The sequence below is a fragment of the Polynucleobacter sp. AP-Latsch-80-C2 genome, from assembly GCF_018882185.1.
Classification (GTDB): Bacteria; Pseudomonadota; Gammaproteobacteria; order Burkholderiales; family Burkholderiaceae; genus Polynucleobacter.
In genome coordinates, this window is record NZ_JACVOY010000017.1 from 13,091 (window position 1) to 27,067 (window position 13,977).

Genomic DNA, 13,977 nt, shown 5'->3' on the forward strand with positions numbered 1-13,977 from the left:
CACTTAAAGAGACACTAGTTTGTCGGTTAAACCGACAAACTTAAATGAGCTCTACTGCATTGCGTTTCATATCGTCATTTACGTCAATGTATTTTTGGGTAACGGCAATGGATTTATGGCCTGCCAAACTAGCCAAAACTCTTACTGAAATACCTTTATTGGCTAAATTCGTAATAAAGGTTCTTCTGCCTGAATGGCTCGTTGCCCCAGAAATGCCAGAGTGTTTGTAGTTCCAATAAAACCATACGCATAAGCCGTTGGCAGAAAATCCCAGTCTGTTTGCTGTATGGAAAAAAGGGATCTCTGGCATCTTGGCATGTCTAGTGCCGACATAGGCCAATAATTCGTCTTGTAGTTTCTTAGGAAGAAATACGGTTCTCGGTTGACCGCCTTTCGTTTGAGCTGCAGACAAACGGATTTCATTTTTGATACTGCCATCAATATTGAGAACATCGCCCATCTTAAGCGATGCAATTTCTGCGACGCGAAGTCCCGACCAAAAACTGGTGAGAATGATAGCTCTGTCACGCTGCGGATATTTCTTAGTGGAGACATAACGCAGTATTTGATCGAGCTCTGCTTGGGTAAGGGTTTTTGCTTGTGCCATTTATGGGTTTTCCTTTGATAAATAAAATTACATATAGAGTATGTTTTCTTATTTCCAAAAGGACAACCGAGGCTCAAGTTCGGGTTGCAGTCAAAAGATCTTCCAAGAATCAATGACTTAGTAAAACAAAAATAATTCGATTAAGAAAATGTATATTTTCTTAATCGTTTTTATTGACGAATCAATGCTTGTATTTAGTGCGGATCGTGGCGAAAATCCCACGAATTACTGCTAGTAGCTCAAATTCGCCCTATGCGCTGTTTTTAGTAATGCCAGCTACTCAGTATTGCGAAGCTGTTAGATTTTTGCGTATAGGGCTTTTTTGAGGCGAATTTTGTACAAATTCAAAGCGTCAATTAGTTCAAATCCACATTGGTTGCTATAAACACCGGCTTATTAACGCCAGTACTTTTACAAAGATGTACATCTAGCGTCCAGGAATCCTTGGTGTTGTTTGCTTGATCTTCAATCTCAACATGCAGCTCCTTGGTTTCTGGGGAGTAGATGCTAAATCCGCCAACAACCAGTTTTGTTTTGGTCAGTGGATCGTAATGTTGGACCCAAGACATTAAAACACCAGCTTGTTCTGCAATGCCAGCCTCGCTGAGTTTTCGAACAGTCGCCATCTGCTCATCTGTTTTGGCGGTATTCTCCCAGTTCCTATATTCAAAGTAATCCACTAGGTACTTTTGATTGGGGCTGCCTAGCTCTACTGAGCCATTGAACATGGCCCGTCTAAATAAGCCTTTGCCGAAGGTGGTATTAAATTTCTCGTTCATAAATCCTCTAACTGCAATTTCTCTCATATCGTTCTCCTTTTTTCAAATTGATTGAGTTCTCGTTGCGAGCTGTTGCTTTCGTAGCTTGGTTGCTAGAGGAGTAGATCCAAAAAGATGTTGCTTTGAGTTCAGTTGCAGATCTCAAAGAGATAGTCACTAAGTCGTGTTGCTAGTCAGAGTTACTCATTTGCCACTCGAGTAACTAGTAACTCACTACCAGTAACTTCTTTATCTATTTGCGACCGCACTTTGAAACACAGCAACTCGCAAAAGTATTTAGCTCTTGTTAAGAAAACCCATTAATTTCTGGCTCAAAATTAGCCAAAATAAAAAAGAGGTTGTCCAATTCCTTATTCCGAAAATAAATTGAAATGGCTCTTTCATTTATAGGAGGAAACATGAGCGCATTGACCGCATTAAAACTAGTAGCTCTAAAAAAGCCAACACATCAGCCAGCGATTGTGATTCGGAGGAATAAACTTTCGAGCCGATTATGGGAGCAGATCCAGTTAGCTAAAGGACAGATGTCAGGAACGCCATTTGTGCTTATGAAATTCCGCAGTATTAAAGATGCTCATACTGGTGTACGTAAGCAAGTAGAGGTGCCAAAGCGTATTAAGCCTTGGTGGTTTCAGACTGAGGAGGGCAAAGTGTGCGTAGCTATTAAGTACGGAAGATGGACGATTGAATTGGCTAAAGGTAAGCCTAGTATTCAGGTTGATAGCGCTGAAGACTTAATCAAAGCCCTAGAGGCGGTTAAAGTTGCTGTAGAAGCAGGGGAGCTTGATACTCAAATTGATATAGCCAGTGCCAAACTAAGAAGTGGCTTTGGTAAGTAGGCTGACTAAATACTTGTATGAACAAGTATCAAGCCGGTGTGCGTGTAAAAGGTCAATTGGTTAAAACAGTCGTATTTGCTGATAACCCTATACACGCACGTTTAATTTTGCAGTATCAATTTGGCATGGATTCAATAGTGAGCTATCCCTCAGCCATTACTGAAGTAGCCACAATCAAGCCTTTAACTCCAGATCAACAACGTATTAAGTCAATGCAGGCTCGGGTCAAACAGGATCAAGCAACCGTGAAGGCTGAACGAGCTAGGCAGAAGATCCGGGCTGGACAGGTACAATTGGCTAAGATTTAATTAAACATCTCTCCGTGATACCGAGTATGTTCAATTGATATCTCATGGTCTGGCTGCCAACCGTCACGTAACACGACACCATCTAGTGCTTGTTAGACCGACCCTGCATCTGTAGATGCCACACACCACATAGTCAGTTCCACACGATTCCACAGATCTCGGTGTGTATGCCACACCTGATCTATTAAGGCTTAATTCATTGTTTCTGCTATTGTTTTAGCTCATTTTTAAAGCTTCTAAGGCGTAGGTCGCACGTTCGAATCGTGCTGGGCAGGCCAAATCTTCATTATTTAATGCCGTTCTGGGCTTGTTTCAGGCTGGTTAATTGTGCTCAATTGGCTCAATCATGGCTAGAGCTTGGCTAGCGTTGGAGTGGCCTTTGGTCTAGCGTGGCGGATCCTGGATGACTATTAGCGACTCTGCTGCTGGGACGGGATGGATAAAATTTTGACCCTGACGATCGAGTGTCGGTTTGACCCGACTCGGAAGTGTCCGGTTACGTGACGGTCAAGCGGCTCTAATAGGGTAGCTTGCGGACGTTATAAACAGGGTAATTGGGTTGTAAGGGGGGGGGCGGAGAACGGCCAGTAGCAGTCGTTTCAAAGACTCCGAGACTTTAAACTAGGTAATTTTTTGCAAAATTACTGAAAGATACTAAGTTGCTCACAAATCCCCCTGCTGAGATCGAAAATCTAATGGAAGCTCAATTGCTATATTAGCTAAATGCAAAACATACTTTCTGCCGATTTCTATCTTTTTGGACTCATTCTATTGGGTTCGGTTATATGCTCGTATTCCTTTCTTGTTGCTGAGAGACCGATCCCGAATCTGATTAAGTTTTGGGCTGCTTCGGCCCTATTTGCCATAGCTCAATTCTTAATATCAGGATATGCCACTCAAAACTCCACCTCGGGTTTTAACTTTGGCCTTAAAGTTTTTGTTTTTTCAAACCTATTTCATATCGCTTCAGTAGTTTTTCAAACCCTATTTTGTTATTCCTTAATTTCTACAATCTCAAGAAAAAGAATAGGAATTTTTCTAGTAGCGTTAATCTTATTTGGGACTCAATTTGTAGTAGTACATCAGCTAGGCTATATTTCATTGGCAGCTTTTGAGGTTGCTCTTCTGATACCTGCTTTTCAGGTATTGCAAATTTTATTTTTAGTTAAGTATCGAAAAAAAGAGAAATCAACACAGCTTAACTTATTGGTAGTTTTTACTGCAGTCCAATTGATCCTGGCCTCTATAAGATTGGCAGCCGTGAGTTGGAGGGCTATTGGTTCGGATGCGTCAGAGTTGGTAATTAATTTTGATGAAATACCATTTGCCTATATTGTTATAGCAACAGTAAATATGTTTTTTAACGTACTTTCTTACCAGGCCATGGTGGGTTACTGGGCTGAAAGAGCGATACACAGCAAGATTCAGGTTGGTAGTGAAAATAGCCGTATTCTTCAGTTGCTTTCAGAGCGAGATCAGTTAATTAATTCCCTATCAAGGGCCAATAAAACTGCGATAACTGGAGCATTGTCAGTTTCATTGGCGCATGAGCTCAATCAACCATTAGGCGCTATAAAGCTGGGAATACAGTTACTTAAAACTTTATTTGATAAAAGCGCTACTTCCCCGATGGCGGAGCAAGTCATGCAAGATATTGAAAATGAAAATCAACGAGCCACCGACCTAATAAAAACTCTACGTTCAATATTTGTTGATGGCGGAATTGAAAAAAAGCAAATCCTACTGGATGACCTAATACGTTCGGTTGGTATGTTGTACAAAACAAAGTTTTTAGAGGATCGCATACAGATACAATATTTCTTGGCTGCCTCAATCCCAATTAACGGTAATAGTCTTGAATTACATCAAGTTATTGTCAATTTGATGAATAACTCGATCGATGCATTTGAGAGCAGTAAAACATTAGCGCCTACATTGGTTATTCAAACGACTCAAAATGATCAATACCTATATTTATCAATTTCGGATAACGGACCAGGAGTTCCCGAGGCTCAAGTTAGAGAGATGTTTGAATTGATTAAAACATCCAATAAAAAGGAGGGGATGGGCTTAGGGCTTTGGCTTGTTAAATTTATTATTGAGCGTCACGGCGGAACAATTTCATACAAAAGATCACAGTATGGGGGAGCTCAATTTGATATCACTTTACCAATGATTTCTAATGGGTGATTGGGAGGGCGGATTGCCATATCAGCGTACCCCTGCAAAATAAGGCAATACCGTTATATTAAAACTCACGATCGTGAGTTTCTATGGAATTCACCTTTTGGCAAAATTAACTGTCCATTATCTTTTTACACAATATGCCCACAAATACAGCTTTAAATAGCCAGGCTCAGAGTTCTAAGGCGGAGCATGTCTTCGTTATCGAAGATGATGATGGCATGCGTCACACTATTCAGGTGACTTTAGAGCTTCTGGGTTATGTCGTGCATGCCTTTAGAGACCCAAGAGAGTTTTTAGCCATTGATTTCCTTGAGGCTCCGGCAGTTGTCATTACGGACATGAGAATGCTAAGCATGAGTGGAATTGAGTTGCAGGCTGAACTTTTGGCAAGAGGTCAAAATATCCCAATCGTATTTGTTAGCGGTCAGAGCTCCTTAGAGCAAGGACTCATGGCCATGAAGCAGGGCGCACTTGAATTTTTGGTAAAGCCATTTAGCCGCGAAGAGTTGATAAAAGCGGTTGTTAAGGGAATTGCTCAGGATATAGAGAGATTGCAAGCCTTGAATAGAAGCGAGAAGGTTGCGCTTCTTTTAAAAACTTTGACAAAAAGTGAGCTTGAAGTATTCAAGCTCTTGGAAAAAGGCTTTAATAATCAAGAGATAGTTCAAGCAACCGGCTTGACTTTATATACGACAAAAAACTACAAAGCCAAAGTCATGCAAAAACTGGGTATTAAGTCCCTTGCCGAGCTACTACGTCTTAAAGAATCTCCGTTAAATATATAGCAATACTCGCGATCGAGAGTATTGCTAGCAAGGGATGTATTTGATAATCATTTCAAATAAATCCGCTTTAGATGGCCTTTAAACGAGCATGATCTCTAAAATTATCTCGAAACACAGAATAATTTCTCTCTCGTCCATCGGCATTCTCCTTGGCGGTTGCATGATGTATGGTGATGGGACTCCGCCCGACGTCAAGATGCCAGAACAGTGGCCTGCAATTAAAAATTCTGCTCAAGAGCGGCCTCTACCACTATATCCATGGTGGCAAGAGCTCAAAAGTGATGAATTAAATGAACTCGTCAGCGAGAGTCTAAAAAATAATCGACAAATATTGCAGTCGATTAATAGTATTGAGCAAGCTCAAGCCCAACTTGATACCGTTAAATTAGGTTGGCTTCCTTCCCTAAACTTCTTTGGGGGATCTATAAACGGCAATACGACTTTATTCTTTCAGGGATTATCTGTTCCTGTGGCTAATGTTGGCGGCTTTGTCGGTTTCTTACCCACTTATGTAGTGAATTTGCTGCAACAGCCTGCTAGGCAAATGCAGGCTGGGCAAATACTTGAAGCTTCACAGGCGGATTACCTTGCGGTTAGAGCGGCAATGATTGCCCAAGTGACAACTGCTTATGTGGCTGTATTAGTTACTGAGCGCCAGACCCAGATACTGCAGGATATGGAGGAGTCTTTAAAAAAGCGTGCTCAAATCGCCTCTTCATTATCTGCAAGAGGCCTAGGTACTCAATATGGCCAGAATCAATTAGAGCTAGAGTTAAATGCCATTTCAGGGCAGCTTGCACAAAATAGTGCCAATCAACAAGCAGCACAAAATGCGCTGTTAATTCTGGTGGGAAGAAGCATTGGGCGATTCAAAACTAAGCAATCATTGGATCAAATTAATACCGATGTCCCCTCTCCAGGGAATATGCCGGCATCTGTAGTGTCTACTAGACCAGATGTTGCTGCAGCAAGGGCAAGATTAGATGCGACAAACTATGGGGTGACCGCAACTGCTAGTTCACTCTTTCCATCTATTAGCTTAAATGCGCTAGTAACCAACATCAAAACTACACAAAATGGGTCTAACGCTAGCTCAAATGCTAATTTTCAGGCAGCATACGCTGCATTAGTGCTCGATCCTAAAATAATCGGGGCAATTAGTTTTAGTAATGCGGTTTATAGATCGGCTGCCATTGCTTATGTTGATGTAGTTAATTCTGCATTACGTGAAACGGATGATGCGCTCTCAGCTTATGAGGCTCAGAGAGTAAAGCTGGGGCATGACATAGAGGCATTTTCTAAAGCCAAAAATAATTTAAAGATTTCAGATTCTATGTATCGCCAGGGTCTTTTATCTCAGTCGCAGTTTCTTGAAAACAAAACCCAATATGACTTAGTAGAGGCTGCAGTAACTCAGACAAAGCTTACTGAGTTAATTGCAATGGCTAAGTTATATCAAAGCATGGGCGGTGGCTCAATTTATGAAGAACAAAATCTTGAAATATCTAACGGAAAAGTACGACCTACTCAAAAGTAAACTTGCCCAGCTCAATTTGCGTCAGAAATTGGGTAAGGCCAACTTTGCTACAGCAATCTTCGCCTTGGGTGGATTGCTTGCTATCGGATACTTTTTAACTTCTTTATTTACATTAACTGACAATGCTTACATTGTCCGTATTCAAACGCCAGTTTCTTCGAAAGTGGCCGGATCAGTTGCTGAAGTTTTGGTTAAGAATGGGCAGGTAGTTAAGTCAGGAGATACTTTAGTAAAGCTAAATTCGGATAACTACAGATTACTCTTTGAGGCTGCAGATGCGCAATATGAAAAAGGCCTAACCAGTATTAAAGCTCTATCCAAGAAAGTTGATCTTACAAAGCACAACTTACAGGCAGCAAAAGAAAATTTAGAGATTCTTAAAAATCAGTACCGTCAAAAAAATCATCCTTCTGTCAAAGGCGGCATTCCACAAATTGAGCTCTCTGACTTGAAGCATAAGATTGAGGCTCAATCTAATATCACCGCAGGGTTCGCAGATCAGCTAGAAATTGATCAATACGAAGTTGAGATGGCTAAAAATAATTTGACAGTATTAAAGAGCGCCAGAGATCAGGCAGAAATTATTTTAAATGATTCCACAATTAAGGCTCTTACGGATGGTCAAGTCCAAAACGTCTTTTTAGGAATTGGTAAAAATGTAGCGCCCGGAGAAACATTATTTACTCTAGTAAATAGCGGCAATGCATATGTCCAAGCAAATATTGAAGAAACGGATTTAGCTGGCGTAAAGCAGGGCGACAAAGTAACGGTATACCCAAGAATCTACTTTGGCAGCAAATCGTTCGAAGGGGTTGTTGTTAGCAACCCATTTGGTATTACAAGGCAGATTACCCAGCCATTCACGGGCAATCAGATTATTGCCACAGAAAATAAATGGCTGTTGCTACCCCAAAGACTTCCGGTAATTATTGAAATTACTAACGCTGATCCTAAGTATCCTCTTGAGAATGGAATGTCTGCGTATGTTCGTATACGCAGTCAGTAGCCCCCTATTTGATCGGGCAGATCCTTATTGGATTTGCCGATTGTCAGCCCTAAAGGTAGCCTATGTTGGGGTTGTGCTTTTTATAGTCAATGCATTTTTTAAATCGCCAATAGTTCCAGTTCTAGAAATGCTAGTTACGGCTGTTGCCGTTGCAGCAACGGAATTACCGCCAATGAATTCACGTAAGAAAAAGATCTTGGGATACATAGGGATCGTCATGCTTTGCGTGACTACTAACAGCATTTTTGGCTTGGTTTCATACTTTAAGTGGGGCTTATTGATAGGGGTAGGGGTATGGGCGCTCATTCTTTACAGATTAATCGCTAAAGATGGATTAACTGCCAATGTAGTCGGGATTTTGATTTTGATTGGGATTGTTTCTCTTGAGGGAGATGTTGCAACAGACCTCAATGGTGTTATAAATCATGCCCTTTTCTATTTTGAATATGCTGCTGCAGGATTATTTGCTTTACTGCTGTTTCCAAATCTTCATGATCGGGTTATCAAAAGTGCAGCGCTTCGTTTATTAGAGGCTGATCGCCAATTTATTGGGGGCGATTCAAATTTGAACAAGTTTGATAATCAGACCTTGATGAGCTTTTTGGCGATGCAAAACCAGGCTGAGCAAGTTCAGCCAGCCATCTATGGATTAATGCCATTCTTCAAGTCACTCCAGCTCCAGATCAGGGGTAATTCATTTGCTCAAAAAATACATGCCAAATCCACGCTAGATGTGCTTGATGTAATTCATCGTTCTATCAGCCAATCACGTGTAATAGAGCTAGATAAACTGGCTCAGGGCACTGAGGTTTTGAGGGACACCAAATTGGCCGCTACCTTAAAAGATTTAGCTGAGTATTGGAATTCAAAATGCCTAGCCTAAATTTTAAAAATAGAATTTTGCAGGTCGTGGGGCTAATTGTTCTCTCACTTCTAGTTGCTCAAGTTTTGCAGTGGGATCAAGGATTATGGGTAGCAGTATCGGTGACTGCGATCATTGGACCCTTTAGCGCAAGTTTGACAATAGAAAAGTCCCGCAACCGAATTATTGGCACCATTGCTGGATTGCTAATAGCCACAGTTTTGGAAATATTCCTTAGGTATAACTATCAGCTTGTATTTCTTGTGGGCATTATTTTGGCTTATGTGTTGGGGTTTGCTGTTCAGCAAAACTATCGTTACTTCATTATGGTTGTAACCGTGGCGATTTGTCTTAATTTTGAATATATGAATCTACCATTTACTTCTTTTGAGCCAATATCGTTTCTCATTGCACGCTTTATGGCTGTTTTAGCGGGCATCGCTTTATTTCTATTTATTCAAAAATATGTATATGGAGTCCGTAATGCTAGAGTTGAGTTGGTAGAGTCGACTCAAAAAATTGCAGCTAGTATTTCCAAGAATCTCTTGCAACTTAGCACTTTGGCAGGTGTCGATGCAAAGTCTGGCATCGATGAGGCAATGGCGCTAAAAGCAGAGTCAGAATCTTTTGAAGAGTTACTCTCCGCTTCTGGGTATGGACTTGGCGGCCCATGTAATGAGCTACGTGCTGCCAATAGGATTAATAGACTGCAACAAAGAGTGATATCGCTCCTTTTAGATCTCTCCTATGCCCAGCAGGAGCCTGTCGAATTGCAAGCCAAAATAAAGTCTACGATTCAAAAAAGAGCAACAAAGCTAGGTTATGCTCTCAGCAAATTTAATGGAACTATGCTGCCCAATCGTTAACTATGACTAATTTTCAAAATCCCTTAAAACTATTGAATTTTTATGCCAATAATATATTCGGTGGAGGCCTTGATGTTTTTATGCTTTCTGCAATTCTGATATTTGTTATTCATAGCTTTTTGGTACTCTTAATTACCAAAGGTTTTGGACACTTTATTTCAAGATCATCTATCAGTTGGAAGGCGAGGGTTAGCTTTCTGCCATATGCATTTGTTATGTTCTTGATTGTGTTAACTCATATGATGGATCTTTTATTTTATGCCTACATGCTTGATGGAATGGGTGTTTTTACAGATCCTTTAGCCTCTTTTTATTTTGCGGGTGAGATGTACACCACGGTTGGATATGGAAATTATCAACTATCCCCAGAATGGCGTGGCCTACCTTTAGTTATTGCCTTCTCTGGGATATTTGCAGTATCCATCTCAGGCGCTGGGCTATTTAATATGCTCCAGATGTTATTAAACGAACGTAATAAAAAAAAGTAAGTTGCTAGTTATTCTTTATAACAATTGATATTTGAAAGTTATCAAAATGAAAAAATTAAAGTTTTTTCCAGCATTGCTAAATGGCGCTGTGGCACTTTTGTTTTTTGTAGCCAATCTCGCTTTTGCTCAAACCCCTGAAAAAAGAGGTGAGTATCTTGCTACGGCTGGAGATTGCGTATCCTGCCACACCACCCCTGGAGGCCAGCCCTTTGCAGGAGGACTCAGAATGAACACGCCTTTTGGCTACCTGCTCACGCCCAATATCACCCCAGATAAAAAAACTGGTATCGGCTCCTGGAGTAAAGATGATTTTTTTAAGGCAATCCATGATGGTGTAAATAAAAAAGATCAAGATATGTATCCCGCAATGCCTTTCACATCATATGCAAAAGTTAGTCGCGAGGATGTGGATGCAATTTATGCTTATTTACAGACTGTCAAGCCAGTGTCAAATGAAATTTCGATAAATCACCTAGAGTTTCCATTCAATATTCGTTCAACAATGCTGTTTTGGCGTGAGTTATTTTTTACTCCAGGCTTCTTTAAGCCTGATTCCTCTCAATCTGCCTCTTGGAATCGCGGAGCTTATCTTGTTGAAGGATTGGGGCATTGTAGCGAGTGCCATTCTCCACGTAATGTTATGGGAGCAATTGAGCAATCTAAGGCATTTACTGGTGCGCTGGTGGATGGATGGTTTGCACTTAATCTCACATCTAACTTACGTACAGGTTTAGGGTCTTGGACTGCCCAAGATATTGCCAACTATCTTAAATCGGGAAAGTACCCAGGAAAAACCACTGCGCTTGGGCCTATGCAGGAGGTTGTGCATAACAGCACAAGCAAGCTAAGTGATAGTGATTTGTTGGCAATGGGCGTCTATCTTAAAACTTTGCCAGCGAGTTCAAGTCTGAATAATCAAGTTAAGACGATTGATAAATCAAAGATTGAAGGTGCCCGCTTGTATATCGATAACTGTAGCGGTTGTCATCAATCAAATGGGCGGGGAATTCAAGGTGTGATACCACCGTTAGCCTCTAATCCTGCTGTGATAGCCCCAAATGGGTCGGATATTGTCAAGGTCATTATTAGGGGAATTGGTAGTCGAAATGGATATATTCCAATGCCCTCATTTGCCACTCGCTTAAACGATGAAGAAATTGCTCATTTAAGCAATTATGTTCGTGGTAGCTGGGGTAATTCTGCTGCGCCCAATGTGACGCAATCGATGGTGAAAAATATTAGAGCTAACCCAGGAATTTAAAAATTATCTGTAGCGTAATTGAGCAATGTATCCAATAAGGAAACTTAAATGAAAAAAAATGCAGCCCAAGTGCTTGTGGAAGTTTTAGAGTCTGCTGGAGTAAAGCATATATATGGAGTTGTAGGCGATACCCTAAATTATGTGACTGATGCTTTATCTAAAAGTAGTATTGAATGGATTCACACCAGGCATGAGGAGGTTGGAGCATTTGCAGCAACCGCAGAATCCTATATGACCGGTAATCTTGCTGGCTGTGCAGGCTCGTGTGGGCCAGGAACCCTGCATTTAATCAACGGTGTATATGAGGCTCATCGCGCTCGTATTCCATTAATCGTGATCGCTAGTCAGATTGATACCATGACTCTGGGTATGGATATGCCACAAGAGGTCGACTATCAAAAGGTATTTTCAGACTGTTCAGTTTTTTGTGAGCAAGTCTATAACGCTGAGCAGGCTAGACATGTTGCTGTATTAGCTTGCCAGGCCGCTATTAGCAAGCAGGGTCCCGCCGTCATTATTTTGCCTGTTGATATCAGCAAAACGGAAGTGGAAGATGCGATTCAATATTCCGTGCATTTTCCAAAATCGATTTGCGTTCCCGCTAAAGTAGACCTGGAAAAAGCGGCTGAAATAATAGCTTCGGGTAAGAAGGTTGGGATTTATGCTGGAATTGGTTGTCAAGGAGCTCATGATCTCTTGCTTGATCTTGCCAAAAAATTAAAAGCGCCCATTGCACATACCTCAAGAGCTACTGATATCGTTGCCTACGATAATCCCTATAACGTGGGCATGACAGGCTTATTAGGAATTCACTCTGGCTTTCATATGATGTCGGAATGCGATACCCTGATGTTGCTTGGCGCTGATTTTGCCTGGGGTCAGTTTTATTCTAAGCATGCCAAAATTATCCAAATTGATCGTGATGCCGCAAGATTAGGTAGAAGGCATCCAATTACTCTTGGGCTTCAAGGAGATGTTGTTCCTACTTTGGAGGGGCTTATTCCTTTATTAGCCCAACGTACAGATGATGAATTTTTAAACCACTGCCTAGAAGTTGCCAAAAAAACTCAAGAAACTCTTAAGGCGGAAGAGGAAATGGGGGATGGCAAGGTTATTCACCCCCAATATATGGCTCGCCTCCTAAGTGATTACGCCGATAAGGATGCATTATTTACCGCTGATACCGGAACATCATGGGTATGGGCCTTGCGTCATATCAAAGTAAACGGCCAGAGGAAATTTTTAATGAGCCTGAGACACGGCACTATGGCGAACAGTATGCCCATGGCACTCGGGCTTAAAAAAGCATATCCCGATCGCCAGGTGATAGCCCTGTGTGGCGATGGAGGCTTGGCAATGCTGATGGGTGATTTGCTTACGATTAATCAAGAAAACTTGCCTATTAAGATAGTCGTTGTAAATAACGGCGCGCTTGATTTTGTAGAGCTAGAAATGAAGGCCGACGGTTTACTAAATAACTACACCGATCTCAAAAACCCTAGTTTTGCCAAGATCGCAGAGGCTGTAGGTATTAAAGGTATTGAAGTTAAAAATGCCATAGATCTAAATAAGTCAATGCAGGAATTTTTAGCCTATCCTGGGCCAGCGCTACTTGATGTTCATACTAATCGCTCAGAGCTTGTGATGCCCCCAACCGTAAATTTGGAAAATGTTTTGGGTATGGCTGCTTACAGCGCTAAAGCAATTCTCAATGGCCGCATTTCTGATGTAGAAAATTTACTAGAAAATACGGTGCAAAGCGCTAAGCATCAGACTCCAAAAACTTAAGTAAATTAATTTTTATATTTTATTACGAGGAATAAATGCTAGACGAGAATAAAAAAAGCCTTATTGAAGCTGAAGAGCGTTATCGCCACGAAATAGCCAAAAAGATTGGTGATGAGGCTACGATAGTTGAAAAGGATATAGAAACCTCCTCTAATCAGATATGGGCAAAGATTTACGACATACTTAATAGTAATGTCGGTATGCTTATTTTAACTTCAGTATTTATTAGTGGTGGTGCAGCTTTCTATCAAAATATGCAACACAACTACGAAAGCCGTGTGACCTCTCAAAAAGAGATAATTTCTTGTGACTTTGAAATTGCCAATCGTCTTTATGTTGCCAAAAACTTAATAAGTCATGCAAAAACAGTCGGCGATGCTCTAGAGGCATTAACTGGAGCAAAAAAAAGTCTAGGCCCTGTGAAGCCTGAGTTTCAAAATGTTGGTCTTGCAGTTTTATATTTCAATTTATATCAGCTAACTGGAAATAGAAATCCCAGCGTAGAGCAAGATTTGAGGGAAATTGAAAGAGTGTATTTGAATCGCTACCACTTCTATAGACACTTTCTAGCCTAATATTTAGTCTATTAGGAGGTGTGTCATGAGTACAAGAAGACGGTTTACTGAAGAGTTCAAGTTAGAGGCAGTCAAACAGGTAGTTGAAC

At 41.0% G+C, this 13,977-nt stretch carries 15 protein-coding genes; 13 read left to right on the forward strand and 2 right to left on the reverse strand.

Features of this window, described 5'->3' with window-relative positions:
• Positions 1-40: 40 nt before the first annotated feature.
• A complete protein-coding gene (locus ICN47_RS12250; protein WP_215302003.1) occupies positions 41-607 on the reverse strand; it encodes a site-specific integrase in 567 nt (188 codons plus the stop codon).
• Between the two features lie 356 nt (positions 608-963).
• Positions 964-1,413 (reverse strand): hypothetical protein, encoded by a 450-nt coding sequence (locus ICN47_RS13025; protein WP_255539019.1) that lies wholly within the window; start codon positions 1,411-1,413, stop codon positions 964-966.
• Between the two features lie 371 nt (positions 1,414-1,784).
• Here ICN47_RS13025 and ICN47_RS12260 point away from each other — a divergent pair, with 371 nt between their 5' ends.
• The 13 genes from ICN47_RS12260 to ICN47_RS13100 all read left to right on the forward strand — a co-directional run.
• On the forward strand, positions 1,785-2,225 hold the full coding sequence (locus ICN47_RS12260; protein ID WP_216220205.1) for a DUF6641 family protein: 441 nt from the start codon (positions 1,785-1,787) through the stop codon (positions 2,223-2,225).
• A gap of 17 nt (positions 2,226-2,242) precedes the next feature.
• Complete coding sequence (locus ICN47_RS12265) at positions 2,243-2,533, forward strand: hypothetical protein (protein WP_216220206.1); 291 nt, start codon at positions 2,243-2,245, stop codon at positions 2,531-2,533.
• 723 nt (positions 2,534-3,256) lie between these two features.
• On the forward strand, positions 3,257-4,723 hold the full coding sequence (locus ICN47_RS12270; RefSeq protein ID WP_216220207.1) for a sensor histidine kinase: 1,467 nt from the start codon (positions 3,257-3,259) through the stop codon (positions 4,721-4,723).
• Between the two features lie 134 nt (positions 4,724-4,857).
• The gene (locus ICN47_RS12275; RefSeq protein ID WP_071466106.1) at positions 4,858-5,505 is read left to right on the forward strand and encodes a response regulator transcription factor; all 648 of its coding nucleotides are present in this window, start codon (positions 4,858-4,860) and stop codon (positions 5,503-5,505) included.
• A 160-nt stretch (positions 5,506-5,665) separates the two neighbouring features.
• Positions 5,666-7,042 carry a TolC family protein gene (locus tag ICN47_RS12280; RefSeq protein WP_216220208.1) on the forward strand — a complete coding sequence of 459 codons (1,377 nt, stop codon included), beginning with the start codon at positions 5,666-5,668 and terminating at the stop codon, positions 7,040-7,042.
• Positions 6,987-8,048 carry an HlyD family secretion protein gene (locus ICN47_RS12285; protein WP_071466104.1) on the forward strand — a complete coding sequence of 354 codons (1,062 nt, stop codon included), beginning with the start codon at positions 6,987-6,989 and terminating at the stop codon, positions 8,046-8,048. Before ICN47_RS12280 ends, ICN47_RS12285 begins: the two co-directional genes overlap by 56 nt.
• The gene (locus tag ICN47_RS12290; RefSeq protein WP_216220209.1) at positions 8,026-8,931 is read left to right on the forward strand and encodes a hypothetical protein; all 906 of its coding nucleotides are present in this window, start codon (positions 8,026-8,028) and stop codon (positions 8,929-8,931) included. Before ICN47_RS12285 ends, ICN47_RS12290 begins: the two co-directional genes overlap by 23 nt.
• On the forward strand, positions 8,919-9,776 hold the full coding sequence (locus ICN47_RS12295) for an FUSC family protein (protein ID WP_216220210.1): 858 nt from the start codon (positions 8,919-8,921) through the stop codon (positions 9,774-9,776). The genes ICN47_RS12290 and ICN47_RS12295 overlap by 13 nt, the downstream gene beginning before the upstream one ends.
• Before the next feature lie 2 nt (positions 9,777-9,778).
• Positions 9,779-10,264 carry an ion channel gene (locus ICN47_RS12300; RefSeq protein ID WP_112209292.1) on the forward strand — a complete coding sequence of 162 codons (486 nt, stop codon included), beginning with the start codon at positions 9,779-9,781 and terminating at the stop codon, positions 10,262-10,264.
• Positions 10,265-10,310: 46 nt separating this feature from the next.
• A complete protein-coding gene (locus tag ICN47_RS12305) occupies positions 10,311-11,525 on the forward strand; it encodes a cytochrome c (protein WP_215279613.1) in 1,215 nt (404 codons plus the stop codon).
• 48 nt (positions 11,526-11,573) lie between these two features.
• Complete coding sequence (locus ICN47_RS12310; RefSeq protein WP_216220211.1) at positions 11,574-13,313, forward strand: thiamine pyrophosphate-dependent enzyme; 1,740 nt, start codon at positions 11,574-11,576, stop codon at positions 13,311-13,313.
• 35 nt (positions 13,314-13,348) lie between these two features.
• Entirely contained in the window at positions 13,349-13,888 is a 540-nt protein-coding gene (locus tag ICN47_RS12315; protein ID WP_216220212.1) for a hypothetical protein, read from the forward strand.
• Between the two features lie 25 nt (positions 13,889-13,913).
• Positions 13,914-13,977: transposase (locus ICN47_RS13100; protein ID WP_223146557.1), on the forward strand; the 64-nt coding region annotated here is incomplete at its 3' end.

Bases quoted from the DNA above. Each gene is read 5' to 3' on its own strand.
- ICN47_RS12280 (WP_216220208.1), top strand. From the start codon at position 5,666: ATGATGTATGGTGATGGGACTCCGCCCGACGTCAAGATGCCAGAACAG.
- ICN47_RS12290 (WP_216220209.1), top strand. From the start codon at position 8,026: ATGTTCGTATACGCAGTCAGTAGCCCCCTATTTGATCGGGCAGATCCT.
- ICN47_RS12285 (WP_071466104.1), top strand. From the start codon at position 6,987: ATGAAGAACAAAATCTTGAAATATCTAACGGAAAAGTACGACCTACTC.
- ICN47_RS12260 (WP_216220205.1), top strand. From the start codon at position 1,785: ATGAGCGCATTGACCGCATTAAAACTAGTAGCTCTAAAAAAGCCAACA.
- ICN47_RS12295 (WP_216220210.1), top strand. From the start codon at position 8,919: ATGCCTAGCCTAAATTTTAAAAATAGAATTTTGCAGGTCGTGGGGCTA.
- ICN47_RS12310 (WP_216220211.1), top strand. From the start codon at position 11,574: ATGAAAAAAAATGCAGCCCAAGTGCTTGTGGAAGTTTTAGAGTCTGCT.
- ICN47_RS12275 (WP_071466106.1), top strand. From the start codon at position 4,858: ATGCCCACAAATACAGCTTTAAATAGCCAGGCTCAGAGTTCTAAGGCG.
- ICN47_RS12250 (WP_215302003.1), bottom strand. From the start codon at position 607: ATGGCACAAGCAAAAACCCTTACCCAAGCAGAGCTCGATCAAATACTG.
- ICN47_RS12265 (WP_216220206.1), top strand. From the start codon at position 2,243: ATGAACAAGTATCAAGCCGGTGTGCGTGTAAAAGGTCAATTGGTTAAA.
- ICN47_RS12270 (WP_216220207.1), top strand. From the start codon at position 3,257: ATGCAAAACATACTTTCTGCCGATTTCTATCTTTTTGGACTCATTCTA.
- ICN47_RS13025 (WP_255539019.1), bottom strand. From the start codon at position 1,413: ATGAGAGAAATTGCAGTTAGAGGATTTATGAACGAGAAATTTAATACC.
- ICN47_RS12300 (WP_112209292.1), top strand. From the start codon at position 9,779: ATGACTAATTTTCAAAATCCCTTAAAACTATTGAATTTTTATGCCAAT.
- ICN47_RS12315 (WP_216220212.1), top strand. From the start codon at position 13,349: ATGCTAGACGAGAATAAAAAAAGCCTTATTGAAGCTGAAGAGCGTTAT.
- ICN47_RS12305 (WP_215279613.1), top strand. From the start codon at position 10,311: ATGAAAAAATTAAAGTTTTTTCCAGCATTGCTAAATGGCGCTGTGGCA.